21 protein-coding genes and 1 pseudogene are annotated in these 25,786 nt (G+C 65.8%); 11 read left to right on the top strand and 11 right to left on the bottom strand.

The window, feature by feature from the left end; translation table 11 throughout:
- Positions 1-190: 190 nt before the first annotated feature.
- From F8237_RS13225 to F8237_RS35910, 5 genes are all read right to left on the bottom strand, one after another.
- Entirely contained in the window at positions 191-802 is a 612-nt protein-coding gene (locus F8237_RS13225) for a sigma-70 family RNA polymerase sigma factor (RefSeq protein WP_015689209.1), read from the bottom strand.
- 431 nt (positions 803-1,233) lie between these two features.
- Positions 1,234-1,971: a response regulator gene (locus F8237_RS13220; protein WP_151645282.1), complete on the bottom strand. Its 738-nt coding sequence runs from the start codon at positions 1,969-1,971 to the stop codon at positions 1,234-1,236.
- Positions 1,972-1,981: 10 nt separating this feature from the next.
- Positions 1,982-3,727, bottom strand: a complete 1,746-nt coding sequence (locus F8237_RS13215) for an ATP-binding response regulator (protein WP_151645280.1) — start codon at positions 3,725-3,727, stop codon at positions 1,982-1,984.
- A complete protein-coding gene (locus F8237_RS13210; protein ID WP_162006372.1) occupies positions 3,697-5,727 on the bottom strand; it encodes a sensor histidine kinase in 2,031 nt (676 codons plus the stop codon). The genes F8237_RS13215 and F8237_RS13210 overlap by 31 nt, the downstream gene beginning before the upstream one ends.
- 54 nt (positions 5,728-5,781) lie before the next feature.
- Positions 5,782-5,922: a hypothetical protein gene (locus tag F8237_RS35910; RefSeq protein ID WP_154696359.1), complete on the bottom strand. Its 141-nt coding sequence runs from the start codon at positions 5,920-5,922 to the stop codon at positions 5,782-5,784.
- A gap of 219 nt (positions 5,923-6,141) precedes the next feature.
- On the opposite strand from F8237_RS35910, the gene ugpB reads away from it, so the two are divergent.
- Both ugpB and F8237_RS13200 read left to right on the top strand, forming a co-directional pair.
- Complete coding sequence (gene ugpB, locus F8237_RS13205; RefSeq protein ID WP_151650539.1) at positions 6,142-7,464, top strand: sn-glycerol-3-phosphate ABC transporter substrate-binding protein UgpB; 1,323 nt, start codon at positions 6,142-6,144, stop codon at positions 7,462-7,464.
- A gap of 181 nt (positions 7,465-7,645) precedes the next feature.
- The gene (locus F8237_RS13200; protein WP_151645278.1) at positions 7,646-8,593 is read left to right on the top strand and encodes an aminoglycoside phosphotransferase family protein; all 948 of its coding nucleotides are present in this window, start codon (positions 7,646-7,648) and stop codon (positions 8,591-8,593) included.
- Between the two features lie 40 nt (positions 8,594-8,633).
- Here the strand turns inward: F8237_RS13200 and F8237_RS13195 are convergent, their stop codons facing one another.
- Positions 8,634-9,020: a hypothetical protein gene (locus F8237_RS13195; RefSeq protein ID WP_151645276.1), complete on the bottom strand. Its 387-nt coding sequence runs from the start codon at positions 9,018-9,020 to the stop codon at positions 8,634-8,636.
- Here F8237_RS13195 and F8237_RS13190 point away from each other — a divergent pair.
- From F8237_RS13190 to F8237_RS13170, 5 genes and pseudogenes are all read left to right on the top strand, one after another.
- Positions 8,979-10,106, top strand: a pseudogene (locus tag F8237_RS13190) (ATP-binding cassette domain-containing protein); the annotation flags it as partial. The gene F8237_RS13195 and the pseudogene F8237_RS13190 sit on opposite strands and share 42 nt — an antisense overlap.
- Positions 10,107-10,130: 24 nt before the next feature.
- A complete protein-coding gene (locus tag F8237_RS13185; RefSeq protein WP_015689197.1) occupies positions 10,131-10,310 on the top strand; it encodes a DUF4089 domain-containing protein in 180 nt (59 codons plus the stop codon).
- Positions 10,311-10,317: 7 nt separating this feature from the next.
- A complete protein-coding gene (locus F8237_RS13180; RefSeq protein WP_201280193.1) occupies positions 10,318-11,712 on the top strand; it encodes an AtzE family amidohydrolase in 1,395 nt (464 codons plus the stop codon).
- A gap of 12 nt (positions 11,713-11,724) precedes the next feature.
- Complete coding sequence (gene hpxZ, locus F8237_RS13175) at positions 11,725-12,117, top strand: oxalurate catabolism protein HpxZ (protein ID WP_151645274.1); 393 nt, start codon at positions 11,725-11,727, stop codon at positions 12,115-12,117.
- A 4-nt stretch (positions 12,118-12,121) separates the two neighbouring features.
- Positions 12,122-12,844, top strand: a complete 723-nt coding sequence (locus F8237_RS13170; protein ID WP_162006028.1) for a GntR family transcriptional regulator — start codon at positions 12,122-12,124, stop codon at positions 12,842-12,844.
- Positions 12,845-12,954: 110 nt separating this feature from the next.
- On the opposite strand, the gene atzF is transcribed toward F8237_RS13170, so the two are convergent.
- Both atzF and F8237_RS13160 read right to left on the bottom strand, forming a co-directional pair.
- Entirely contained in the window at positions 12,955-14,760 is a 1,806-nt protein-coding gene (gene atzF, locus F8237_RS13165) for an allophanate hydrolase (RefSeq protein ID WP_151650537.1), read from the bottom strand.
- Between the two features lie 192 nt (positions 14,761-14,952).
- Positions 14,953-15,447: a MarR family winged helix-turn-helix transcriptional regulator gene (locus F8237_RS13160; protein ID WP_151645270.1), complete on the bottom strand. Its 495-nt coding sequence runs from the start codon at positions 15,445-15,447 to the stop codon at positions 14,953-14,955.
- Positions 15,448-15,597: 150 nt separating this feature from the next.
- Between F8237_RS13160 and F8237_RS13155 the strand changes: the two genes are divergently transcribed.
- Positions 15,598-17,448: a feruloyl-CoA synthase gene (locus tag F8237_RS13155; protein WP_162006027.1), complete on the top strand. Its 1,851-nt coding sequence runs from the start codon at positions 15,598-15,600 to the stop codon at positions 17,446-17,448.
- Between the two features lie 300 nt (positions 17,449-17,748).
- On the opposite strand, the gene F8237_RS13150 is transcribed toward F8237_RS13155, so the two are convergent.
- A complete protein-coding gene (locus tag F8237_RS13150; RefSeq protein WP_151645266.1) occupies positions 17,749-18,255 on the bottom strand; it encodes a MarR family winged helix-turn-helix transcriptional regulator in 507 nt (168 codons plus the stop codon).
- 83 nt (positions 18,256-18,338) lie between these two features.
- Between F8237_RS13150 and F8237_RS13145 the strand changes: the two genes are divergently transcribed.
- On the top strand, positions 18,339-19,547 hold the full coding sequence (locus F8237_RS13145) for a cytochrome P450 (protein ID WP_151645264.1): 1,209 nt from the start codon (positions 18,339-18,341) through the stop codon (positions 19,545-19,547).
- A gap of 37 nt (positions 19,548-19,584) precedes the next feature.
- Complete coding sequence (locus F8237_RS13140) at positions 19,585-20,796, top strand: ABC transporter substrate-binding protein (protein ID WP_151645262.1); 1,212 nt, start codon at positions 19,585-19,587, stop codon at positions 20,794-20,796.
- Positions 20,797-20,962: 166 nt separating this feature from the next.
- Here F8237_RS13140 and F8237_RS13135 read toward each other — a convergent pair whose 3' ends face one another.
- Positions 20,963-22,225 carry an NAD(P)/FAD-dependent oxidoreductase gene (locus tag F8237_RS13135; protein ID WP_151645260.1) on the bottom strand — a complete coding sequence of 421 codons (1,263 nt, stop codon included), beginning with the start codon at positions 22,223-22,225 and terminating at the stop codon, positions 20,963-20,965.
- 299 nt (positions 22,226-22,524) lie between these two features.
- On the opposite strand from F8237_RS13135, the gene F8237_RS13130 reads away from it, so the two are divergent.
- Positions 22,525-23,697: an ABC transporter substrate-binding protein gene (locus F8237_RS13130; RefSeq protein ID WP_151645257.1), complete on the top strand. Its 1,173-nt coding sequence runs from the start codon at positions 22,525-22,527 to the stop codon at positions 23,695-23,697.
- A 181-nt stretch (positions 23,698-23,878) separates the two neighbouring features.
- On the opposite strand, the gene F8237_RS13125 is transcribed toward F8237_RS13130, so the two are convergent.
- Positions 23,879-25,750 carry a bifunctional sugar phosphate isomerase/epimerase/4-hydroxyphenylpyruvate dioxygenase family protein gene (locus F8237_RS13125; RefSeq protein ID WP_151645255.1) on the bottom strand — a complete coding sequence of 624 codons (1,872 nt, stop codon included), beginning with the start codon at positions 25,748-25,750 and terminating at the stop codon, positions 23,879-23,881.
- Positions 25,751-25,786 lie beyond the last annotated feature (36 nt).

Genomic DNA, 25,786 nt, shown 5'->3' with positions numbered 1-25,786 from the left:
CCCGGACGGGGGCATCGTCCGGGTCGCTGGAGGTCTTGGGAGGTTTAACGAAAACCGTATGTGAGCTTTATAGGAGGGAAGTTTTTCCGCCTGATGTTGTGCTTTGTTTCAATTGTTTCGTCGGCGGTAACACTTCCGTGTCCCGGGACAGGGTCGCGTGCGCGATCCTATCCCATTGAAATCATTTGATTTAAGCAGCGAAGCGATCGACGCCAGCGCCCTTAAGCAAATCGGCCAGCTGCTTGCGGGCGTAGAACATCCGGGTCTTCACCGTGCTCTGGGGGATGCCGATGATCTGTCCGACCTCCTCCACCGACTTCTCATGATAGTAGACCAGCGTGATGATCTCGCGATGCGCGGGTGACAGCTTCTGAACACAGGCGCGCAGGATGGCGCTGGTGTCGCTGCGGTCGAGCGAGGTCTCGGGCGTATCGGCTCCGTCCGGAATCTCGCGGACGTCTTCCTGGTCGATGTCCTCGAAGCGGCGCTGGCGCATCGCGGTCAGCGCCTTGAAACGGGCGATCGACAGCAACCAGGTCGAGACCTGCGAGCGGCCCTGGAACTGGCCGGCGGTCCGCCAAACGTCGAGAAACACCTGGCTCACGAGGTCTTCGGCGGTGGTGGCGTCACGCACGATGCGCAGGATGAAGCGATAAACGCGCACGTTGTGACGGCAATAAAGGATGTGCATCGACGTCCGATTGCCGTCGGCAATGCTCTCGAGAAGCATGTCGTCCGAAGTCGCCTGAGCGGCAATGATGCTCTGACTGGCCTGGGCGTTGATGGCGATGACGTTCGGCATAGACTTGGCTCCCCGTAGCGCCGCAACCGAGCGGCGTTTCCTTGGACCAAAGTGTTAATGAGCCAACGTTTCGGGACGTCTGCACGAAAAGGGGAAAATGGTTTCGTGCGCCGCAAAATTGTTTCGTCGGAGTGGGGGCGACGAAACATTCAGGGCAAAAAAGCGTGTAATTTCAATGTACGGAAAATACGGGGAGGGGCGTTTGGCGGCGCTCTGAACCGCCGGGAACGAATTTAGGGGGATTGCGTTCGTCGCGCCACGCCCACCGCCGTCGTCCCGGGGCGCGAAGCGAACCCGGGACCCATAGCCCCAGGGAGCAGTTTGACGAAGACTCGGAGTTACCAGCTTGGCGCCATCACCACTCCCTGTGGTTATGGATCCCGGGCTCGCGCTGTGCGCGCCCCGGGATGACAGCGGTAGGTGCCGCCCGCTTACGCCTTCTCGCCCGCCGGCGAGAACAGATAGCCGCCGCCGCGGATGGTGCGGATCACGGCGGGCTTGGTCGGGTCGGGCTCGATCTTGCGGCGGATGCGCATGATGCGCAGGTCCACGGCGCGGTCGAAGGCTTCGGCATCGCGCGCATTGGCCAGCTCCAGCAGGCGCTCGCGCGACAGCACGCGCTTCGGATTGGCCGCGAACACTTTCAAGAGCCCGAACTCGGATGCGGTCAGCGGATGCTCGTTGCCCTCGTCGTCGCGCAAGGCCTGGGCTTCGAGATCGAGCCATTTGGTGCCGAAGCGCACCAGCTGGTCCTTGTCGGATTTGGCGGGCGCGGCCTCGGCCGCGGCGGCCTTTGTCGGCGTGCTCCGCCGCAGCACCGAGCGGATACGCGCCATCAGCTCGCGCAGCTCGCAGGGCTTGGCGACGTAGTCGTCCGCGCCGAGCTCGAGGCCGACGACGCGGTCGATCGGGCTCGCCGTCGCCGTGAGCATGATGACCGGCACGTTGATGCGGCTCTTGAGGTCGCGGATGATCGAGAGGCCGTCTTCCTCGGGCATGTTGAGATCGAGCACGACGAGGTCGGGCATGCCGCCGTCGATCGCGGTGCGCAACGACTTGCCGCCGTCGCACAGCGTCACGGTGAAGCCGTGCATCTTGAGGTAATCGCCGACCATCTCCCGGGCCGGGGCCTCGTCGTCGACGATCATGATGTGCTGGCTTTGGGTCATGGTCTCTGGATCACGGCATCTCGGTCGCGGGCAGGGTGATGGTGAAGGTCGCGCCCTTGCCGGGGCCTTGGCTCTCGGCCGTCACCTCGCCGCCATGCATGTCGATAATACGCTTGACGATGGAAAGCCCAAGCCCCGTCGAGCTCTCGCCGGCGGTCGGCTTGGCCGACAGCCGCTGGAACCGGCCGAACAGGCGGCCGAGATCCTCCGGTGACAGGCCGGCGCCCTCGTCGCTGACGCGGACGATGGTCTCGCTGCCCTCGTGGGTGACCGCGACGGTGATCTTGCCGCCGATCGGCGAGTATTTGATGGCGTTGCTGATGAGGTTGTCGATCGCCTCGCGGATGCGATCGGTGTCGCACATGGTGACGATGTTCGGCGGCGCGGTGACGTTGATCGCCTGCTGCTTGTTGACCGCCAGCGGCTGGTTGGCCTCCGCGACCTCCTTGACCAGGGCTGCGACATCGACCGGCTCGCGGCGGATGGTGATGTCGAAGGCGTCGGCCATCGCGTCCGAGATCAAATGGTCGACCATCGTGGTCAGGCGCTTGGTGGCGTCGCGGATGTGGTCGACCTGGGCGACCACGCCGCTTGCCGAGGCGCCGGTCGAGATCAGCTCCTTCAGCATCTCGGTGCGGCCGAGAATGACGCCGAGCGGATTCTTCAGGTCGTGCGCGACGGTGCCGAGGATCTCGTTCTTGAAGCCGTTGGCGCGCTGCAGCCGCAGCCATTGCGCCGAGAGCCGGCGGTTGGCCTGCATCAGCGCGCGAGTGCGCTGGGCGACGCGGTCTTCCAGCTGCGTGTTGGCGTCCTGGAGCTGCTGGTAGAGGATGACGTTGTCGAACGCGATCGAGAGCCGGCTGGAGAAGATCTCAACCAGCGAGCGGTCGGTCTCCGACAGCTCGCGCTCGGCCTGCAGCAGCACCACGACCTCGCGGCCGCTTCCGGTGCGCAAGTAAATCACGCTGCGATGGTCGGCGAATTCGTTCTTGCGGCGCGAGAAAGCTGCCTCGACCATGTCGCGCAGATCGGGGTCGAGCGCGCGCGAGGACGTCGTGCCGATGAAGCGGCTGTAGCAGCCGCTGCCGGCGAGCACCGAGAGCTCGGGGTCGACGCCGCCATTGTCGCGCAAAACCAGTATGCCGGCGCAATCGACATTGAGCAGCGAGGCGAGCTGGGTCAGCACGCCCTCGGCGAGCCGCTGCATCGACTTGAAGTCGTACAGCGTCGAGGCGGCGTCGATGATGATCTCGAGCCCGCGCCGCGTCTGCAACATGCGCTCGAGCTGCTGATAGGAGCGCAGCGCCGCGGTCAGCGAGGTGAACAGCTTGTCGGCGGTGAGCTCGGTCTTGGCCTTGTAGTCGTTGATGTCGTACTGAACGATCACGCGACGCTCGGGCGCCTGGCCCGGCTGTCCGGTGCGCAGGATGATGCGCACGGTCTCGTTCTGAAGCTCGTTGCGGATGAATTCGACCAGCTCGAGGCCCGCGACATCGGTCTCCATGATGACGTCGAGCAGCACGGCGGCGATGTCGCTGTGCGCGGCCATCAGCTTGCGGCCTTCGGCCGCGGAATGCGCCGAGAGGATCTCCAGGCCCTGGCCGTTGAGGGAATAGTCCGAGAGCGCAAAACGCGTGCCGTCATGCACGGCCGGATCGTCGTCGATGACGGCGATCTTCCACTTCCGGGCGTTCTGGTCCTCCGGCGCGGTACCGGTGTCGTCGATCAGGTGGAGGACATCGTCCTGTTCGGCCATTGAGCAGTCCCGTCAGTCTCTGTGCTTTGCGCGCCGCCCTTGGCGACCCGGGGCATGATAATGCGAAAAGTGGTGCCTTGTCCCAGCTTGGATTCCAGCATCATGCGCCCGCCGAGCTGCTGGGTGACGAGGTTATAGACGATATGGAGCCCGAGTCCCGTGCCACCTTCGTTGCGCCGCGTGGTAAAGAACGGGTCAAAGGCCTGGCGCTGCACGTCGGGGGTCATGCCGGCCCCGTCATCGGCGAAGATGATCTCGATGTCGTCGCTCCCGCGCGGCTTGGCCGAGATCGTGATGGTGCCGGCGCGCCCGTCGGCGAAGGCGTGGTTGGCGGCGTTGAGGAACAGATTGGTCAGGATCTGGCCGTAGGAGCCGGGATAGCCGTCGAGCAGCAGTCCCTCGAGCACGTCGACCTGGAGCGTGATCGGCGAGCGCTTCAGCACCGGCTTCAGGCTGGCGATGATCTGGTCGGTGGCTTCGCTGAGCGAGAACTGGCGCCGCTCGGCGTGCGAGCGGTCGACCGCGACCTGCTTGAACGACTGGATCAGCTCGCCGGCGCGGGTGAGGTTGGCGACCAGCTGCTGCGAGGCATCGCGCGAGGACTGCACGAATTCTTCCAGCTGCGAGCGGCGCAGGCCCCCGTCGCCCTTGAGCTGGGCCTCGAAGATCTCGCTGCGCCGGGCAAGGCTGGAGGCCACGGTCAGGCTGATGCCGATCGGGTTGTTGACCTCGTGGGCGACGCCGGCGACGAGGCCGCCGAGGGCCGCGAGCCGTTCGGCGTCGATCAAATTCTGCTGCGCGGTATTGAGTTCGAGCAGCGCGCTCTCGGCCTTCTCCTTGGATGCGCGCAGCTCGTCTTCGGTCTGGCGCTTGGCGATCGCGTTCTCGCGGAACACCTCCACCGCGCGCGCCATGGCGCCAACCTCGTCGCGGGCCTTGGTGCCCTGCACCTGGCGGTCGAGGTCGCCCAGCGCGATCGCGCGCATCGCGGTCATGATCTGCTGCAGCGGCAGCCGGATCGACAGCGCGATCAGCACGCCGGCGGTGAGGATGATGCCGAGGAAGATCACCGCGATGGAAAGGACGCGGCGGGAAATGTCCGCCAGCGTGCGGTCGAAGGTCTCCTGCGCCTTCTGCTCGCGCTGGCGCATCTTGGTCGAGAGATCGTCGATCGCGCCGATCGCCTCGGCCTGGCTGGCGTCGATGGTGTTGCGCAAGAGCTCGGTGCGGTTCGTCAGCTGTTCGGAGAGCCTTGCAAAGCCCTCGCGCATGGCCATGGTGCGGGCCCCGAGCTTTTGCAGTGCCATGCGCTGCAGGTCGTTGTCGGCGAGGTCGATCATCACCGGAATGGTCTTCTCGATCGTCTCGGTGTTGCGGCGCGCGTCGTCGGCGGCGCCTGTCGACTGCGACAGATAATAGGAATTGGCCGCGACCAGCATCGCGGTGAAGGCCTCGCGCGACTTGCCGAGCGACGGCCAGATCAGCGCGTCGCGATGGCCGGTGGCGCCCTCGATAATGGAATAGAGGCCGGCCATGTCCCTGGCCGGGCCCTGCACCTGGTCCTCATAGGTCGTGGCGATGGTGGCCTGCACGGCGCGCAGCTCGCCAAAGCCGTTGAGGAAGCGGTCGGTGGTGCGCTCCAGCTCCTCGACCGAGCCGGCCAACATCGGGTCCTTGGCGGCGCGGTCGGTCAGCGTGCCCAGCACGGCCTCGCGCAGCAGCAGGATCTCGGCGAACAGGTCCGGGCTCGGCTGGTTGATGTAGCGGTGGATCAGGTTCTGCAGCCGCCCGGTCTCGCTTTCGAGCAGCGCCAGGATCCGGTCGGACTCGCGCACCTGGCGCACGTCGTCCCAGGCCGAGCCCAGCACCTGCGAGCCGTTCCAGATCAGCGCCACCAGCACCACCACCACGGCGGAGTTCAGCGCCGCGATCGACAGGATGCGCCAGCGGATCGGCACCGCGCGTAGCACGCCGACCAGACGCGCGCGCAGGCGCCCGATCGGGCCCGGCGGTCGGTCTGCGTGCTCGCTGTGTCCGGGCGCTGCCAAGCGGCCTCACTCCACCTTGCTGCCGGCAGAGCCGAGGTCGCACGCAACGGCGCCCGTCGCGCCGATGGCCATCGCAGGTTTGGCGAGCAGAAGCGCGACGACGACCACCCCGGTCCGCGAGAGTTCGGCACGGTTCAACACTGGCACACTCAACCCCTTAGTGGTGGAGTCCATGGCGGGACCAAAAGGTTCAACGCAATCTAGCAGAAGGTTAAGGGAAGGCTATCCTGCCGCGGCCCCGCGAGGCGTCGTCCGATTGTGCGACGCGACCGAGTTTCATTCCTGATTGAATCCGCAGGGGCGGCGCTCTATGCAGATGCCGGGCAAAGGTCGCCTTTTGTTCGCGAGACAGGATCATCGGTCGTGATGTCAGCATGGCGCCTCTTGCAGATCGTTGCCGCTTCCGCGGCCCTCACGCTCACCTCGCAGGTTCATGCCGCCACCGACATCGCGTGGTGGCATGCCATGTCGGGCGAGCTCGGCCGGCAACTGGAAAAGCTCGCCGCCGACTTCAACGCCTCGCAGACGGACTATCGCATCGTGCCCACCTTCAAGGGCAATTACACCGAGACGGTGACGGCTGCGATCTTCGCCTTCCGCTCGCGCAGCCAGCCGGCGATCGTCCAGGTCAACGAGGTCGCCACCGCGACCATGACCGCGGCCAAGGGCGCGATCTATCCGGTGTTCACGTTGATGCGCGACATGAACGAGCCGTTCTCGCTGGCCGATTATCTCCCCGCGGTCTCCGGCTACTACACCGACGCGGCCGGCAATCTCCTGTCGTTCCCGTTCAATTCGTCGACGCCGATCCTGTACTACAACAAGGCCATGTTCCGCGACGCGGGCCTCGATCCGGAGACGCCGCCGAAGACCTGGCCCGAGCTCGGGCTTGCCGCTAAACGCCTGCGCGATCGCGGCGCGGTGTGCGGCTTCACCACGTCGTGGCCATCTTGGATCCACATCGAGAATTTCTCCGCCTTCCACAATTTGCCGCTGGCGACCCGCGCCAACGGTTTTGCCGGGCTCGATGCGGAGCTGACCATCAACAATCCTGTTATCGTCAAGCACGTCGCCCAGCTCGCCGAATGGCAGAAGACGAAACTGTTCGACTATAGCGGCCGCGGGCAGTCGGCCGAGCCGCGCTTCCAGAACGGCGAATGCGGCATCTTCATCGGCTCCTCGGCGACGCGCGCCGACATCAAGGCGAACTCGAAGTTCGAGACCGGCTACGGCATGATGCCGTATTGGCCGGACGTGAAGGACGCGCCGCAGAACTCGATCATCGGCGGCGCCACGCTCTGGGTGCTGCGCGACCGGCCGCGCGAGGAATACAAGGGCGTGGCGCGGTTCTTCGCCTATCTGTCGCAGCCCGGCGTGCAGGCGGCCTGGCACCAGAACACCGGCTACCTGCCTGTGACCCGCGCCGCCTTCGAGCTGACGCGCGCGCAGGGCTTCTACGAGCGCAATCCGGGCACGGCGATCTCGTTCGAGGAGATCACGCTGCATCCGCCGACCGAGAATTCGAAGGGCATCCGGCTCGGCTCCTTCGTGCTGATCCGCGGCGCGATCGAGGACGAGCTGGAGCAGGCCTTTGCCGGCCAGAAGAGCGCGCAACGCGCGCTCGATGGCGCGGTCGAGCGCGGCAACAAGATCCTGCGCCAGTTCGAGCGTGCCAGTCCGGACCGGTAGCTGCGCACGCGCCTCGTCCTTCGAGACGACCGCTATCGCGGTCTCCTCAGGATGAGGCTAAGCATCATCGGTGCCCGCCGCCGCCGCATACTCCGCCCTCATCCTGAGGAGCCCGCGAAGCGGGCGTCTCGAAGGATGGCCGCGGGGGGGAACTGCTTCTTGAAATGCTACGAAGGTCGCGATGTCGAAGCCACTACCCCAGTTCACCGACGCCGAAAGCTTTCGCGCCTTTCGCTCCGATCCGCCGCAATGGCTCCCCATCGCGCTCGACATCGCCCGCAGCCACGGTCTCGATACCACCGCGCCGCATGTGTTCGCGACCGGCACCAATCTCGTCGTCGGGCTCGGCGAGGGCCTGATCCTGAAAATCTTCCCGCCGCTGCTCCGCGCGCAATTCGTCTCCGAGCGCGGTTCGCTGACGCAGCTCAAAGGCCGTCTCCATCTGCCGATTCCCGAGATCGTCGCGGAAGGGATGCGTGACGGCTGGCCCTACCTCGTCATCACCCGCCTTGCCGGCACGCTCGGCTCCGAGGCCTGGCCGCAATTGCCCGAAGGCCAGAAGGAGCGCCTGCTGCGCCAGATCGGCGAGACTATCGCCGCCGTTCAAGCCGCGCCGCTCGGCCCGCTCGCGCAGATCGAGCCGCGCTGGGGCGACTTTATGCGTGCGCAGATGCAGGGCTGCAAGGCGCGGCACACGCGTCTCGGCCTTGCGCCGAAATTCCTCTCCGGTCTCGACGATCTCCTGCGCGACGCAGCCGAGCTGATCCCCATGGACGCACCGCCGGTGATCCTGATCGGCGAATACATTCCGGAGAATTTCCTGCTCGCCTGCCACGACGATCAATGGTCGCTCAAAGGCCTGTTCGACTTCGGCGACGTGCTGGCGGGATGGCGCGACTACGACCTGCTCGGCCCCAGCGCCTTCATGGCGGCAGGCCGGCCGGGAAGGGTGCGCAGCCTGCTCGAAGGTTTTGGCTATGCGAAGCCGGACTTCGCACTCAAGCGCCGCCTGATGGCGCTGATGCTCCTGCACCGCGCCAGCGATCTCAACAGCCACATCTGCATCAAGGGCTGGCAGGAGAAGGCCGGCGATCTGGTCGAACTTCAAGACTTGATCTGGGCGGATTGATCGCTCTGCCTCCAATCAACGGCGTCGTCCGAAGCTGCCGTTAGCCTTTTGACTGGATCAGCGCCGCCGCCTTGCTCAGCACGCCGGCGATGGCGCTCAGCCCGGACGCATCTCCGCCGATTGATCGCATATGCTGGATCGCGCCCGAGAACACGGAGCGGCATTGCGCGATGGCGGAGAGGGCCTGGGCCTTGTTGCTGGCGGCCCGCAATTGCGCCGCCGCCGTCTGCAACGCACCTCGCGCCGCAGGATCTGCCCCTCGCGCCATGCCGCCGCTCATTTTGTCCAGCACGTTGGCGACGCAGTCATAGAGCACCTTGCCGCTGTTCGTGCGGCAGGCTTCCAGGCCCTGGCTGCCGTCCGCGGCGGCCGCGACTCCCGCGGCTTGACCAAGCGCAAGGCGATGTCGACCATCCTGATCACGCATGATCTCGGCCTCGTCGCCGCCTATTGCGACCTCGTCGTGGTGATGGAGAAGGGCCGCGTCGTCGAGACCGCCAAGGCCGCCGACATCTTCGCCAATCCGCAGCACCCCTACACCAAGAAGCTGATGCGCGCGACGCCGCGGCTCGGCGTGAGCCTGCGCGATCTGCTGCCGGAGGAGGAGGGGGCAGCTGCTGCTGCCGCCAGCATAGTGTCCGCGGAATCTGCTCCGACCGTCGCAGCGAGCGAAAAGCCTCTCCTCCTCATCGAAAAGCTCGTCAAGGAATATCCCCGCCAGGGCGCGACCGCGACGCTCGGAAAGCTGTTCGGCCGCAAGCCGCCGGTCGAGCCCGACGTGTTCCGCGCCGTCGATGGCATCAGCTTCTCGATCGGCCATGGCGAGAGCGTGGGCCTCGTCGGCGAGTCCGGCTGCGGCAAATCGACCACCTCGATGATGGTGATGCGGCTGCTCGACCAGACCTCCGGCCTGATCCAGTTCGACGGCGAGGACATCGGCGCCATCGCGCCTGCCTCCTTCGCCCGGTTGCCGCAGCGCAGCCGCATCCAGATGGTGTTCCAGGACCCGACCGACAGCCTCAACCCGCGCTTCACCGCCGCGCGCGCCATCGCCGATCCCATCATGCAACTCGGCGACGTCAAGGGCCGCGATGCGCTCCGTGACCGATGCGAGGAGCTGGCCACCATGGTCGGCCTGCCGCACAATCTGCTGGATCGCTTCCCGCACCAATTGTCCGGCGGCCAGAAGGCCCGCGTCGGCATCGCCCGCGCCATCGCCCTGCATCCGAAGCTGGTCATCCTGGATGAGCCGACCGCGGCGCTGGACGTGTCGGTCCAGGCCGTGGTGCTGAACCTGCTCCAGGATCTCAAGGCCCGGCTAGGTATGAGTTATCTGTTCGTCTCGCATGATTTGAACGTAGTGCGCTTGTTGTGCGATCGTGTCATTGTCATGCGGTCGGGTCGAATCGTCGAGGAAGGCTCTTCCGAGAGGGTCTTGAGCGATCCGCAGGACGACTACACCAAGGAGCTGCTGACGGCGATCCCGCACCCGCCGCTGCCGGCTCACGGATGAGCACGCGAGAGTTTTGAGAGAGTGATGGCCGAGCCGCTGGACGATTATATCGACGCCGTTTCCAAAGCGCTGGCGCTGCCGGTCGAAGACGCCTGGAGGCCGGCGGTGCGCGCCAATCTCGAGGTCTCGCTGCGGCTCGCCCGCCTGGTCGATGAATTCGCGCTGCCGGACGAGACCGAGCCGGCGCCGATCTTCGCCGTCTGACGCCGCCATGACAGCCAAGCCAGATTTGAGCGCTGCCGACATCGCCAAGGCGGTGGCCGGCGGGAAACTGTCCGCGCTCGATGCGACCGAGGCTGCGCTCGCGCGCATCAAGCAGCACGACGGCGCCCTCAACGCCTTCACGGACGTCACCGCCGAGCGTGCCCGTGCCAAAGCCCGCGCGGTCGATGCCGACATCGCCGCGGGCAAGGACGTCGGTCCGCTCGCCGGCGTGCCCTTCGCGGTGAAGAACCTGTTCGACGTCGCGGGTCTTCCCACCCGCGCCGGCTCGAAGATCAATCGCGATCGCGCGCCGGCCGAGCGCGACGCCACGCTGATCGAGCGCATGGAAGCCGCCGGCGCCGTGCTCGTCGGCGCACTCAACATGGGCGAATACGCCTACGACTTCACCGGCGAGAACATCCACGACGGTCCCTCGCGCAATCCGCACGACACGACGCGGATGAGCGGCGGCTCGTCCGGTGGTTCGGGCAGCGCCGTCGGCGGCGCGCTGGTGCCGATTGCGCTCGGCTCCGACACCAATGGGTCGATCCGCGTGCCGTCGTCGTTCTGCGGCATCTTCGGCCTGAAGCCGACCTATGGCCGGCTGTCTCGCGCGCGGTCCTTTCCGTTCGTCGCGAGCTTCGATCATCTCGGCCCGTTCGCACGCTCCGTCACCGATCTCGCGCTCGCTTACGACGCGATGCAGGGGCCGGATGCCGACGATGCCGCCTGCACCACCCGCGGTCTGGAGCCGACCACGCCGCTGCTCGCCAATCCGGTGTCAGACCTTCGCATCGCCATCGCCGGCGGCTACTTCCAGAACAACGTCTTTCCCGAAGCTGTCGAAGCCGTCAGCCGGGTCGCCAAGGCGCTCGGCGCGACGCGCCTGGTGGAAGTCCCCGAGGCCGCGCGGGCCCGCGCGGCGGCTTACGTCATCTCGACCACCGAAGGCGCCTCGCTGCATCTCGATCGCCTCCGCAAGCGTCCGAACGATTTCGATCCCGCCGTGCGCGACCGGCTGATCGCGGGCGCCATGGTGCCGGCGCCGCTGGTCGATCGCGCGCAAAAATTCCGCCGCTGGTATCGCGCCCAGCTTGCCGAGTTGTTCAGATCGGTCGACGTGCTGATCGCGCCGGCGACGCCCTGCACCGCGCCGAAACTCGGCCAGGTGAATTTCAATCTCGACGGCGTCGAGCTGCCGGTGCGCGCAAATATCGGCATTCACACCCAGCCGATCTCGTTCGTCGGCCTGCCCGTGGTCGCGGTTCCCGTGCCGCTCGAGCCGCTGCCGATCGGCGTGCAGATCATCGCCGCGCCCTGGCGCGAGGACATCGCGCTGCGCGTCGCGTACGCATTGGAGAAGATGGGCGTCGTCGCCGCGCCCGCGCCAAGGGGACTTTGAGAGGAATCTAGAATGGAGATCGATCTCCCCGACGTGATCGCGGAAGTCAAAGCCGCGTTCGATCGTTATGAGCAGGCGCTGATCAGCAACGACGTCGCCGTGCTTGGCGAGCTGTTCCGCAACGATCCTCGCACGCTGCGCTACGGCATCGGCGAGAACCTCTATGGCTACGCGGCGATCTCCGGCTTCCGCGCCGGCCGCTCGCCGGTCGGCCTGAACCGCCGCACCGCCAAGACCGTGATCACCAGCTATGGCCGCGACACGGCGGTCGCCTCCACCCTGTTCTATCGCGACACGGCTCCCGGCAAGGTCGGCCGGCAGATGCAGACCTGGATTCGCTTCCCGGAGGGCTGGCGCGTCGTCGCTGCCCATGTCAGCATCATCGACGAGTCGAAAGAGACCTGACCTTATGACGCTTGACGATCTTCCGCAGGGAACACTGCCGGCTGAACCGGTGGTGCCGCGCGTCGACCGGGCGCTGCCGTCGCTGCAGAAGGTCACGCGCGCCGAGGAACTGCGTCTGCAGCTCGCCGACGAGATCGTGCGGGGAGCCCTGGCCCCAGGCTCGCCGCTGGACGAGACCGACATCGCGCGTCGCTTCAGCGTCTCGCGGACCCCGGTGCGCGAGGCGCTGCGCCAGCTCGTCGCGAGTGGCCTGGTCGAGGCACGGCCGCATCGCGGCGCGGTGGTGGCGCAGCCCTCGCTCGAACGGCTGACGAGCATGTTCGAGGCGATGGCGGAACTCGAGGCGATGTGCGCCGGCCTTGCCGCCGAGCGGATGTTGGCCGTCGAGCGTCATGGTCTGGAGGCCGTGCACGAAGAGCTGCGGGTGCTGAGCTATGCCGGCAATCCCGATCGCTTCCACGAGGTCAACGAACGCTTCCACAACGCGATCTATGCGGGCTCGCAGAACGGCTACATCGCCGAGATCACGCTCGCCACCCGCGTGCGCGTGCAGCCGTTCCGCCGCGCCCAGTTCCGCAACCTCGGCCGTCTCGCCAAGTCGCAAGCCGAGCACGATCGCGTCGTCGTCGCCATCATGCGCGGCGACAAGCAGGGCGCCGCCGCCGCCATGCGCGCGCATATCGAATTGGTGCGCGGGGAGTATGAGATTTACGCGGTGTCGGTGTAGGCCGCGCACTCTGTGCTGTAGGGTGGGCAAAGGCGCAAAGCGCCGTGCCAACCATCTATCCAAGCTGGCGATGATGGTGGGCACGCTTCGCTTTGCCCACCCTACGGCACCTACCCCGTCGCGGCTTCCGCCATGAACTTGCGCCATCCCCCAAACGCCGTGATATCCCGCGCTTCGCCCAGCACCTCCGGCTCAACGAGAAACCCCTTCACGCTGCGACCGTCCGCCAAGCGAACTGTCCCGATCGCCATCGGCGCCGGAATCGCATTGACGAACTTGCCGAAGGCGGACGACGACAGCGACCAGATCTCCAGTTCGATCGACGCCCCCTTGCCGGCCTCGACGCGCAGCAGGCCCGGCTTCGGCGGCGTGGTCTTCAGCGCATAGAGCTTGTAGTCCGGCGCGGTGCTGGTCGCCTCGACCAGCTTTGCGTTCAGCGCCTTCAATTCACCGTTCAGCGCCATGCCGGACAGATGCGCGCCGACCACGGCGATCGGAATCTCGTCGCCGCCATTTGCTGGAAGCGGCGCGAGCGGTGCTTGCGCCACGCCCTTTGCTCCGAGGGGCAATTTCGTATCCGCATGGAAGACGCGCCCGATGCTCGCGAGCAGCGCATCACGCCCCGCCGGCGCCAGCAGCGTGATGCCGAAGGGAATGCCCTCGGCGCGCATCGATGCCGGCACCGCGAGACCGCAGAGGTCGAGCAGATTGACGAAATTGGTGTAGGTGCCGAGCCGGCTGTTGAGCTCGATCGGATTGGCCAGCACCTGGGCGGTCGTATACGCCGTCGGCGCCGTCGGCAGCACCAGCGCATCGATATTGGCAAAGGTCCGCTCGGCGATCTTGCGCAGGCCCTGCAAGCGATAGAGCGCGGAGAAGGTGTCCGCCGCCGTGAGCCGTGCCCCGGCCGCGGTGATCTCGCGCGTGACGGGATGAATCGTATCGGGCGCCGACGCCAGCAGGTTCTTGATCACGAGATAGCGCTCGGCGACCCAGGGACCTTCATAGAGCAGCCGCGCCGTCTCGTAGAACGGCTCGAGGTCGAACTCCACCAGCGTTGCGCCGAGCGCCGTCCAGCGTTTCAATGCATCCGCGTAAGCGGCCTCCGCCTTCTTGTCGCCGAAGAAGATCAGTTGCCCGTTGCGCGGCACGCCGAGGCGCATGTTGGACGGAAACGGCGTGAGCGCGCCAAGCGGCCGGTCGCGCGAGAACGGATCGGCCTGGTCGGGCCCGGAAATCACCGACAGCGCCAGCGCGGCATCGTCCACGGTCAGCGCGAACACCGAAATACAGTCGAGCGTGCGGCACGCCGGCACGAGACCCGCGGTCGAGATCATGCCGAGGCTCGGTTTCAGCCCGACGATGTTGTTGAGCATCGCCGGCACGCGGCCGCTGCCGGCGGTGTCGGTGCCGAGCGACAGCGGCACCAGGCCCGCGCCGACGGCGGTGGCTGATCCCGAGCTCGAGCCGCCGGGAATGAGATCCCCGCGGATCGAATTTCTGGGAATGCCGTAGGGCGAGCGCACGCCGACGAGGCCGGTCGCGAACTGGTCGAGGTTGGTCTTGCCGATGATGATCGCTCCGGCCGCGCGGAGCCGTTCCACTGCGGTCGAATCGTGCGTCGGCGTGTAGGCGAAGGCCGGGCAGGCGGCCGTGGTCGGAAATCCGAGCGCGTCGATATTGTCCTTCACCGCGACCGGGACGCCGTGGAGCGGCAGGCCGGCGACATCCCTCGCGGCAAGCTTCTCGGCCTCCGCGATCGCGTCTTTCTCGTCGCGCAGGCTGATGAACAAGGCGGGATCGTTGTGGTCGCGGATGCGCTGATAGGTCCGTGCGATCGTCTGCGCCGGCGTGATCGTGCCCGCGCGATGCGCGGCCACAATCGCGGCGATCGTTTCAGGCTGCTCAGCCCCCATGGTGACAAACTCCGGCAACAGGTCTCACCCGGATTGAAGCAAGCGATGTGCCATTGTGTACAGAATCCGGGCAGGATGGCTCCTGCGGATACTATCGTCAGATCAGTGCCTTGGGTGATATTTCGATGAATGATTGAGCCGCCGTGCCAGCGCCCCGTTCCGGGCATTTGCACAAATCATGAGCAGTCGGGATCAGGTGAAGCCGGCGAGGATCTGGAGCAGCCGCTCCCGGTTCGCCTTGCCGATCTTCGCCTCGACATGCCGCTCGTGCTCGGCAGCGAGGCGCTTGAACTTCGCCAACGCAGTCTCTCCCGGCGCGGTGAGATGCAACGCGTGGGAGCGCCGGTCCGTCTTCGACTTGACCCGCCTTACGAGCCTGCGCTGCTCGAGGCTGTCGAGCAGGTGCACCAGCCGGGCGCGCTCGATGCCGAGGCGCTTGGCCACCGCCATCTGCGAGAGCCCCGGATTGGCGCCGATCACCGTCAGCACCGAATATTGTGTCGGCCGGATATCGACCTCGCCAAGCGTCTTGATGAAGTCCTGGAAAATCCAGATCTGGAAGCGCCGCACCGCGTAGCCGGCGTGCCCGACCAGCGCGTCGAGGCCGATCTGGTCCGCGTCGATCCGCTGCGGGGCGCCGCTGCTCGCGCGTCCGCGTGGGGAAATCCGGGCTGCGGTGGCTGTCACATCGCGTCTCCTGCCATGTGTCACCCTAGCGCGCCACCCGGCCCGGCGAAAGATTGTTGTTGACGACAACAATTACCATGCCCAACATTATGGTCAAAGCAGCCCGGAACGAGGCCGCAGCCCATCACCGCTACGGGCGAGGAGGAAGCCATGACAACCGCCACACGCGGTGACGCTGCGAGCCTGTTCGCAACGCCCAGGACCGTTGCCGAGCATCGCACCGACGGCAGCATCGTGTTGCGTTCGCCTGAGCCTCTTCGCGAGAGCGCGCGCTGCATCGGCGACTGGCTGGAGCATTTTGCGCGGCAAACGCCCGACACGATCTTCCTCGCCGAGCGTGACAGCGCCGATACGCCCTGGGCCACCATGACCTACGCAGGTGCCCTGCGGCGGGTCCGCGCGGCGGCGTCCTGGATGCTGGCGCAGAAGCTCAGCGCCGAGCGCCCCGTCGTCATTCTCTCCGACAACAGCATCGACCATGCGCTGCTCGCGCTCGCCGCCCAGCATGTCGGCGTTCCCTCGGCCGCGATCTCGCCTGCCTATTCGTTGATGTCCAGAGATTTCGACAAGCTCAAGAGCATGATCGCGCTGCTTCAGCCGGGTGCGATCTATGTCTCCGCGACCACGCCGTTTGCCGCGGCGCTGGCAGCGATCAAGCCGCTGCACGAAGCACAGATCATCAGCGGCAGATCTGGCGATGCCGATGCGCTCGCCTTCCGTGACATCGCGGCAACGCCTGAAGCGGACGACGTCGCCAAGGCGTTCGCCGCGGTGACGCCGGATACGATCGCAAAGTTCCTGTTCACCTCGGGCTCGACCGGCACGCCCAAGGCCGTGATTAACACCCAGCGCATGCTGACCTCGAGCCAGCAGGCCAAGGCGCAGACCTGGACTTTTCTGGAACAGGCTGGCAGCGATCTCGTCATCCTCGACTGGCTGCCCTGGAGCCACACCTTTGGCGCCAACCACAATTTCAACCTGGTGCTGCGCAATGGCGGCTCGCTCTATATCGACGGCGGCAAGCCCGCGCCCGGCCTGTTCACGACGTCGCTTGCCAATCTCAGCAGCGTGATGCCGACGGTCTATTTCAACGTGCCGCGCGGCTTCGACATGCTGATCGCGGCGCTGCGCGGCGACGAGAAGCTGCGCCGCCGCTTCTTCAGTGAGGTGAAATTCGCCTTCTATGCCGGGGCGGCGCTGCCGCAGAATCTCTGGGATGCGCTCGAACAGCTCTCCATCGAGACCGTCGGCCGCCCGCTGCCGATGGTCTCGGCCTGGGGCTCGACCGAGACCTCGCCGCTGGCGACCGATTGCCATTTCCTCGCCGACCGCTCCGGCAATATCGGCGTGCCGATTCCCGGTACCGAGCTGAAGCTCGTTGCGTCCGGCGACAAGCTGGAGGTGCGCGTGCGAGGCCCCAACGTCACGCCGGGCTATTGGAAGGCGCCCGAACTGACGAAGCAGGCCTTCGATGACGAAGGCTTCTATCTCATCGGCGATGCCGTGAAGTTGGCCGATGCAGAACGGCCCGAGCGCGGCCTGTTCTTCGATGGCCGGATCGCGGAAGACTTCAAGCTCAACTCCGGCACCTGGGTCAATGTCGGCACGCTGCGCGTCGCTGGCATTGCCGCGCTGGCACCGCTCGCGCAGGACATCGTCGTCGCGGGCCATGGCGGCGACGAGGTGCGCTTCCTGGTGTTCCCGAATGTTGTCGCCTGTCGTGCGCATGCCGGCTTGCCCGAGACGGCGAGCGTGAGCGACGTGCTTGGTCGTGACAGGGTCAGGACCGCGATCGCGCAGGGCCTCGCCAAACTGAAGCGGCAGGGCGCCAACTCCTCCGGCCATGCGACGCGGGCGCTGCTGCTCGTCGAGCCGCCATCCGTCGACGGCGGCGAGATCACCGACAAAGGCTACATCAACCAGCGCGCGGTGCTGACACGGCGCGCGGACGCCGTGGCGCGGCTGAACGACGATGCGTCGGCGGAGTGGATCGGGCTCTAACTGCAAAATGACCGCATTCGTTGCTCCTGTGCCCCGGACGCAGCGCAGCACGCAGTGATGCGCTGCGTCCGGGACACGAGAGCGAAGCGCTCAAATACGCCAGTCATCCTGTCGCAATATCCTGCAGGATTCTTTTGTTGCCGAAGCAACTAATTTGTGCGAACCGTTCCATACAAGGATGACGGCGGGGAAACCGCTGCGCCTGTCTTGGAGGAAACGATGCTCGGCAGAAGGGGTGCCGCGGGCGAACGCCGGCGTATGCCTGGGTGTGACGGGGGATCGCGCGCGGCGCGGGATCCGTCAGGCGTCGCTGCCGCCGGTCACCGCGCCGAGATTCTCGTGCAGCCTGCGCAGCAGGTCGATCAGCACCTCGCGCTCCTCCTTACTCAGACACGACAGCAACCGCCTCTCGCGCTCGAATGCCGCGACGATCACCTTGTCATGGGTGGCGCGGCCCTTTGCCGTCAGCGAGATCGAATGGGTGCGGCCGTCGTTCGGGTCGGTACGGATCGACACCAGCCCGCGCTTCTCCAGGCCCGCGAGCGTGCGGCTCACCGGGCCCTTGTCGAAACCGATCACGTGGCAGATGCGCGAGGCGGGAATGCCTGGCTCGATCGCCAGCAGCGACATGATTCGCCATTCCGTGACGTTGACGCCGAACTGCTTCTGATAGAACGCCGTCGCGCTGTTCGAGAGCTTGTTGGCGATGAAGGTGATGAACGCCGGAACGTAACGGTCGAGATCGAGCGTCGGTCCCGCCTCCATGGGCGCAGGCTTCTGGCGGGCTCTGGTCGAGGATGGCGGCATATCGGGGTTTCGACTCGCGGGATGCCCGCAGACCTAAAGGCAAGCGCGTCCCTTTCACAAGATCAAAATGAGGGAGGATTTTCATGAGCGCACCCGGCTCCGCGCCGTCAAGGGTCCCGCATGTCGACGTCGATCCGTTCGACATGAAGTTTTTTGCCGATCCCTACCCTGCGCACGAACTGCTGCGCGAGACGGGCCCGGTCGTCTATCTCGACAAGTGGAAGCTCTATGGCGTGGCGCGCTATGCCGAGGTCCATGCGGTCCTGAACGATCCCGCGACGTTCTGCTCCAGCCGCGGCGTCGGCCTGTCCGACTTCAAGAAGGAGACGCCGTGGCGTCCGCCGAGCCTGATCCTGGAGGCCGATCCGCCCGAGCACACCCGCACCCGTGCGGTGTTGTCCAAGGTGCTGTCGCCGACCGTGATGAAAGGAATGCGCGACCGCTTTGCCGCCGTCGCAGAGCAGCGGGTCGACGCGCTGCTCGACAAGAGCAGCTTCGATGCCATCACGGATCTTGCCGAAGCCTATCCGCTCTCGATCTTCCCGGATGCGCTCGGTCTGAAGCCCGAGGGACGCGAGCATCTCATCCCCTATGCGAGCGTGGTGTTCAACGCCTTCGGTCCGCCGAACCAACTGCGCCAGGACGCCATCGCGCGCTCGGCGCCGCACCAGGCTTACGTCACCGATCAATGCCAGCGTGACAACCTCACGCCCGGCGGCATCGGTGCCTGCATCCATGCCCACGTCGACGAGGGCGCGATCACGGCGACCGAGGCGCCGTTGCTGGTGCGCTCGCTGTTGTCGGCCGGACTCGACACCACCGTCAACGGCATCGGCGCTGCCGTCTATTGCCTCGCGCGCTTCCCGGAGCAATGGCAGCGGCTGCGCGGCGACCTCACGCTTGCGCGCAACGCCTTCGAGGAGGCGGTGCGGTTCGAAAGCCCGGTGCAGACCTTCTTCCGCACCACCACGCGTGAGGTCGAACTCTCAGGCGCGACCATCGGCGAAGGCGAGAAAGTGCTGATGTTCCTCGCTGCGGCCAACCGCGATCCCCGCCGCTGGGACAAGCCCGACAGCTACGACATCACCCGCCGCACCTCCGGCCACGTCGGCTACGGCTCCGGCATTCACATGTGCGTCGGCCAGCTGGTGGCGCGGCTCGAAGGCGAGACCATGTTGTCGGCCTTGGCCCGCCGTGTCGCCAGCATCGAGATCACGGGCGAGCCAAAGCGCCGCTTCAACAACACGCTGCGCGGGCTCGACAGCCTGCCGGTGACGATCACGCCCGCCTGACGACCGGCGGCGAAAACAATCAATCGGGGAGGGAATAATGAAGAATCTGAAATGGACGCTCGCGCTGGCTGCGAGCCTGATGAGCGGCGCGGCGAGCGCCGAAATCTCCGACAACGTGGTGCGTGTCGGCGTGCTCAACGACATCTCCGGCATCTTCCAGGATACCAACGGCATGGGCTCGGTCGAGGCCGCGCGCATGGCGGCGGAGGATTTCAACGGCGGCGGCAAAGGCATCAAGGTTGAGATCGTCTATGCCGACCACCAGAACAAGGCCGATGTCGGCAACGCCATCGCGCGCAAATGGCTCGATGTCGAAGGCGTCGATGCCATCGTCGACGTGCCGAATTCGGCCGTCGGCCTCTCCATCAACACGCTGCTGCGCGACAGCCGCATGACCTTCCTGGCGTCGTCGACCGCAAGCTCGGATCTCACCGGCAAGGCCTGCTCGCCCAACACCATCCAATGGGTCAACGACACCTGGGCCACCGGCAACACCACGGCGGCCGCGATGATGTCGCGCGGCGGCAAGGACTGGTACTTCCTCACGGTCGACTACGCGCTGGGCAAGGGCATCGAGGCCGAAGCGCAGAAATACATCGAGGGTCACGGCGGCAAGGTGCTCGGCTCCTCGAAGCATCCGCTCGGCACCTCCGATTTCGCGTCCTTCCTGTTGCAGGCACAGAGCTCGAAGGCGCAGGTGATCGGCCTTGCCAATGCCGGCGGCGACACCATCAACGCGGTGAAGCAGGCGGCCGAGTTCGGGGTGCAGCAGAACGGGCAGAAGCTCGTCGCGTTCCTGCTCTTCATCAACGACGTCCACGGCATGGGCATCAAGGTCGCGCAGGGCCTCCAGCTGATGGAGGCCTTCTATTGGGACATGAACGATGACACCCGCGCGTTTGCCAAGCGGTTCGCCGCGCGGCCCGGCATGAACGGCAAGATGCCGAGCGGCAACCAGGCTGGCGTCTATGCCTCCACGCTCGCTTATCTCAATGCGGTCGCGGCCACCGGCAGCGACAACGCCAAGGACGCCGTGCCGCAGATGAAGACATTCAAAGGCAAGGACAAACTGTTCGGCGACACCGCGATCCGCCAGGACGGCCGCGTCGTGCATCCCATGTATCTGTTCGAGGTGAAGAAGCCGGAGGAGTCGAAATATCCGTACGACTATTATAGGCTGGTTTCGACCATTCCGGCGGAGCAGGCGTTCAGGCCGCTGGCCGAGGGTGGGTGCGAATTGGTGAAGTGATTGCGGCGCGCGCCGCTGCACCCTCGCCCCTTGTGGGAGAGGGTGGCTTCGCAAAGCGAAGCCGGGTGAGGGGTCTCTCTCCTCACGAATAGTTTCGCGAGTGGAGAGAACCCCTCATCCGGCGCTTCGCGCCACCTTCTCCCACAAGGGGAGAAGGAAGAAAGAACTACACCACCTTGCTGCTTCCCTGCGTGATCAACCGCGCCGCCCGCTGATCTCGCGCGTAGATCCAGAGCCAGCTGAGCGCGACGCTGAGGCGGTGGCGGAGCCCGATCAGGAAGTAGATGTGGGCGATGCCCCAGATCCACCACGCGATGGTGCCGCGCAGTTTGACATTGCCGAAGTCGATCACCGCGAGCCGCTTGCCGATCTGCGCGAGGCTGCCGGCATGCTTGTAGCGGAACGGGCCTGTCGCCGCGCCGCGCAGTCGCGCCTTGATGGTTGCGGCGACATGCTTGCCCTGCTGCTTCGCCGCCGGCGCGATGCCGGGCACCGGCTTGCCGTCCCAGGCGTTGATCAGGACGGTGTCGCCGATCGCAAAGATCTCGGGATGGCCGGGGATGGTCAGGTCGGCCTCGACCTGAACCCGCCCGGCGCGATCGCTTGGTGCGCCGAGCCATTCCGCGGCGGGCGAGGCGCGCACGCCGGCGGCCCAGATTCGTGTCTTGGCCGCGAGCAGCTGGCCGCCGAACACCACGCCTTCACGATTGATTTCGGTGACTGCCTGTCCCAGCTCGACCTCGACGCCGATCCTTTCCAGCGACGCCTGCGCATAGGCCGAGAGATCGTCGGGAAATCCGGCCAGCACGCGCGGCCCGGCCTCGATCAGCACCACGCGCGCCTTGGTGGTGTCGATGTTGCGAAAATCGGCGGGCAGGGTGTGATGCGCCATCTCGGCGATGGTGCCGGCGAGCTCGACGCCGGTGGGACCGGCGCCGACGATGACGAAGGTCAGCCGCGCCGCGCGCCTGGCCGGATCGGTCTCGCGCTCGGCGCGCTCGAATGCCACCAGGATATGACGGCGCAGCGTGGTCGCATCCTCCAGCGTCTTCAGGCCGGGCGCGAACTGCTCCCATTCGTCATGGCCGAAATAGGCATGGCGTGCGCCGGTGGCGAGCACCAGCGTGTCGTAGGGGACCTCGCTGCCGTCGTCGATCAGTACGCAGCGCCTGTCGGCATCGACGCCGCTCACGGTCGCAAACAGCGTCGTCACCTCGCGGCGGTCGCGCATCAGGTGGCGGACCGGCCAGGCGATCTCGCTGGTCGCGAGCGACGCGGTCGCGACCTGGTAGAGCAGCGGCTGGAACAGATGATGGTTGCGGCGGTCGATCAGGGTGATCTCGACCGGCGCGCCCGCAAGCCGGTAGGTCGCCTCGAGGCCGCCGAAGCCGGCGCCGACGATGACGACGCGATGCGGTGTCGTGGTCATGATGCGTCCTCGAATCTCGCTGTCTCTGCTTCCTTCATTTAAGTGCTGATTGGGCGCTACAGTCCAATAGCGGTCATCAATCGGGGAATAGGGCGGGTGTATCGACGTCTGTGAAAAAGCGCCGCAGCTTTGGTCGAAGTAAGTAGAATTATATTTCTTGCCATCCCCGATTGGAGCGAAATATGGTGCAGGGGCGGGCGCTGAGCCATTGGCGGCGCGACAGATTTTGCGTTCAATAGAGACGACCCGGGGCGGCGATCACCCTGCTGCCGGGATCAATAATATGGAGGGGAGTGGTTATGAGGACGGCATTCTGGCTGGCGGGTGCGGCTGCGCTCACGCTGGCAAGCCCGGCATTCGCCGGCGACACCATCAAGATCGGCTTCGTTTCGACCTTCAGCGGCCCGACCGCCGTGATCGGCAACGACATGCGCAACTCCTTCGAACTGGCGCTCGACCACATCGGCCGCAAGATGGACGGCAAGCCGGTCGAGGTGATCTACGAGGACGACGGGCAGAAGCCCGACGTCGGCAAGCAGAAGACCGAGAAGCTGGTGCAGTCCGACAAGGTCGATTTCATCGTCGGCTACATCTGGTCGAACGTGCTGCTGGCCTCGCTCAAGACCGCGGTGGACTCGCAGACCTTCCTGATCTCGGCCAATGCCGGCCCGTCGCAGCTCGCGGGCGAGCTGTGCAGCCCTTACGTGTTCTCGACCTCCTGGCAGAACGACCAGACGCCGGCCGCCATGGGCCTCTACATGAACCAGAAGGGCGTCAAGAGCGTGTTCCTGATCGGCCCGAACTACGCGGCGGGCAAGGACATGCTCGCGGGCGTGAAGAGCACCTTCAAGGGCGAGGTCAAGGGCGAGGAGTACACGGTCTGGCCGAGCCAGCTCGATTTCTCCGCCGAGCTCTCCAAGGCGCGTGCCTCGGGCGCGGAATCGATCTTCGTGTTCTATCCCGGTGCGGCCGGCGTGCAGTTCCTCAATCAATATGCGCAGGCCGGCCTGAAGAGCACGATGCCGCTCTACACTGCGTTCACCGTCGACGAGCTGTCGCTGCCGCTGCAGAAGGAAAATGCGCTCGGTGTTCCCGGTGCGCAGGAATGGGTCAACGACCTGCCCAACGAGCAGAACAAGCGCTTCGTCGCCGACTACCGCAAGAAGTACACCGGCCTGCGCCCGACCTATTACGGCGCGCAAGCCTATGACGCGGCCCAGCTCATCAACAGCGCCGTCGTCGCGGTGAAGGGCGACACCAGCAAGAAGGACGCGATGAAGGCCGAGATGGAGAAGGCCAACTTCAAGTCGCTGCGCGGCCCCTTCAAATACGGCAAGAACCACATCCCGGTGCAGAGCTTCTATCTCCAGGACGTGGTCAAGGACGGCGAAGGCCAGCTCTCGCTGAAGACGGTCGCGACGATCGTCGAGAACGACCAGGATCGTTTCCACGACAAATGCGCGATGAAGTGAGGTGATTTAGCTACAAGCGACGTAGTCCCTTCTCCCCTTGTGGGAGAAGGTGGCGCGAAGCGCCGGATGAGGGGTGTCTCTCCACGTATTCAACTGCGAGAGATGTGCTCGTGGAGAGATACCCCTCACCCGTCTCGCCGCTGAGCGGCGAGCCACCCTCTCCCACAAGGGGAGAGGGGCATCACACCCGCGGCATGCTCACAGGCCTTACCTCTCGCGCCTGCGCCGCGAGCCTGATCCCGGCATTGGCCGTGCCGAACCCCTGATAGTCCCTCCGCTCGACGACTTCGAAGAAGAACCGCTCGTCGAAGATGTGCGTGTAGACCTGGAAGAACTCGCCGTCGCCCTCGCGGTCGTAGAGGATGTGGTTGGCGCGCAGCTGCGCCATCAGGCCGGGCGAGAGGTCGTATTTGGCTTCGATGTCGTCGTAGTAATTGTCAGGAATATCCAGGAAGTCCGCGCCGCGCTCGCGCATCTCCGCGACCGTCGCGAAGATGTCGTTGCAGGAGAATGCGACGTGCTGCACGCCTGAGCCGAAGAACTCCGAGATGAAGCGGGCCGGCAGGGTGCGGTTGGCGGAGGAGCCGTTCAGCACGAAACGCAGGCTCTGGTCGGCATTGACGACGGCCTGGCTCTGCACGAGGCCTCTGGGGTCGGCGATCTCCATCTGCGGCAGACGCTTGAGGTCGAGGATGCCGGTGTAGAACAGCAGCCAGGACAGCATCTCGTCATAGGGCATCGACTGCGCGATGTGGTCCACCGCCAGCAGCGCGTCCGTGCCGGCATCGCTGGCCACGGGTTCGAAATCCGTGTCCCAGTTCTTGCCGGCCTGATCGAGGAAATACAGCAGGCTGCCGCCGACACCGTGGATCGCGGGGATCTCGAGTTCGCCGGGCCCGACCGGCTGGTAGAAGGTGCGCGCCTTCAGCGTCTCGGCGCGCCGCATGGCGAGGCCGGCATTGTCGACATCGAGCGCGATGGCGCAGACACCGGGGCCGTGGGTGACGTAGTGCGAATGCGCAAAGCCGTCGGTCTCGCAATTGATTACCAGTTCGACCTTGCCTTGCGACCAGCGCTCCACGGCCTTGCTGCGGTGCTTGCCGGTCTTGCGGAAGCCGAGCTGAGCGAACAGTTGCGCGAGCTCGCCGGCCTTGGTCTCGTTGACGGCGAACTCGATGAAGCCGGTGCCGCGGCTCCTGGCTTTCGGCGCCAGTGGCTCACTGACGAGCTTGGGCCAATCCGGTGCGAGCTGGTCCTCCAGCAGGATCAGCGAGCGCAGGCCGTCGATGGCGGTCTGTGCAGCCGAGCCGGCGCGGAACTGGTCGTTGAAGATCTCCAGCGACAGCGGCCCGGCATAGCCGGTCGCCGCGATCGCCGCCATGAACTCACCAACCGGCAGGTCGCCCTGGCCGGGGAAGGAGCGGAAGTGCCGGCTCCACGACAGGATGTCGAGTTCGAGCTTCGGTGCGTCGGCTAGCTGCACCAGAAAGATCTTGTCGCCGGGGATCGAGGCCATTGCGCGGACCGGAAACCCCGGGGCCAGTGCGTGAAAACTGTCGAGGATGATTCCGATCGAGGGATGATCGGCGCGGCGCACGATCTCCCAGGCGTCGCGGTAGTCGTTGACATGGCGGCCCCAGGCCAGCGCCTCGTAGCCGACCCGCAGATTGCGTTTGGCCGCGCGCTCGCCAAGCTCGCGGAAATCGTCCGCGGCGCGGTCGATGCCGCCGAGCGAGCTAGGGGAAACGTTGGAGCAGATCAGCAGCAGGTCGGTGCCGAGTTCCTGCATCAGGTCGAACTTCCGCTCGGCGCGGGCGAAGTTGCGCGAGCGCTGCGGCTCCGGCATGCCCTCGAAATCGCGGAACGGCTGGAACGCACAGATCTCGAGATCGAGATCCTTGCAGAGCTGCGCCACTTCGCGCGGACCTGATCCAAACGACAACAGGTCGTTCTCGAAAATCTCGACCGCGTCGAAGCCGGCGGATGCGATGGCGCGGAGCTTTTCGTCGAGAGCACCTGAAAGGGAAACGGTTGCGATCGAGCGCTTGTTCATGCTGCCTGCTCCATGCGCGGATCTCATCCCATTCCT

The organism is Bradyrhizobium betae (assembly GCF_008932115.1).
Taxonomy (GTDB): Bacteria; Pseudomonadota; Alphaproteobacteria; order Rhizobiales; family Xanthobacteraceae; genus Bradyrhizobium; species Bradyrhizobium betae.
Note: the sequence above shows the minus strand (reverse complement) of the source record. Positions and strands in the feature narration are given on the sequence as shown.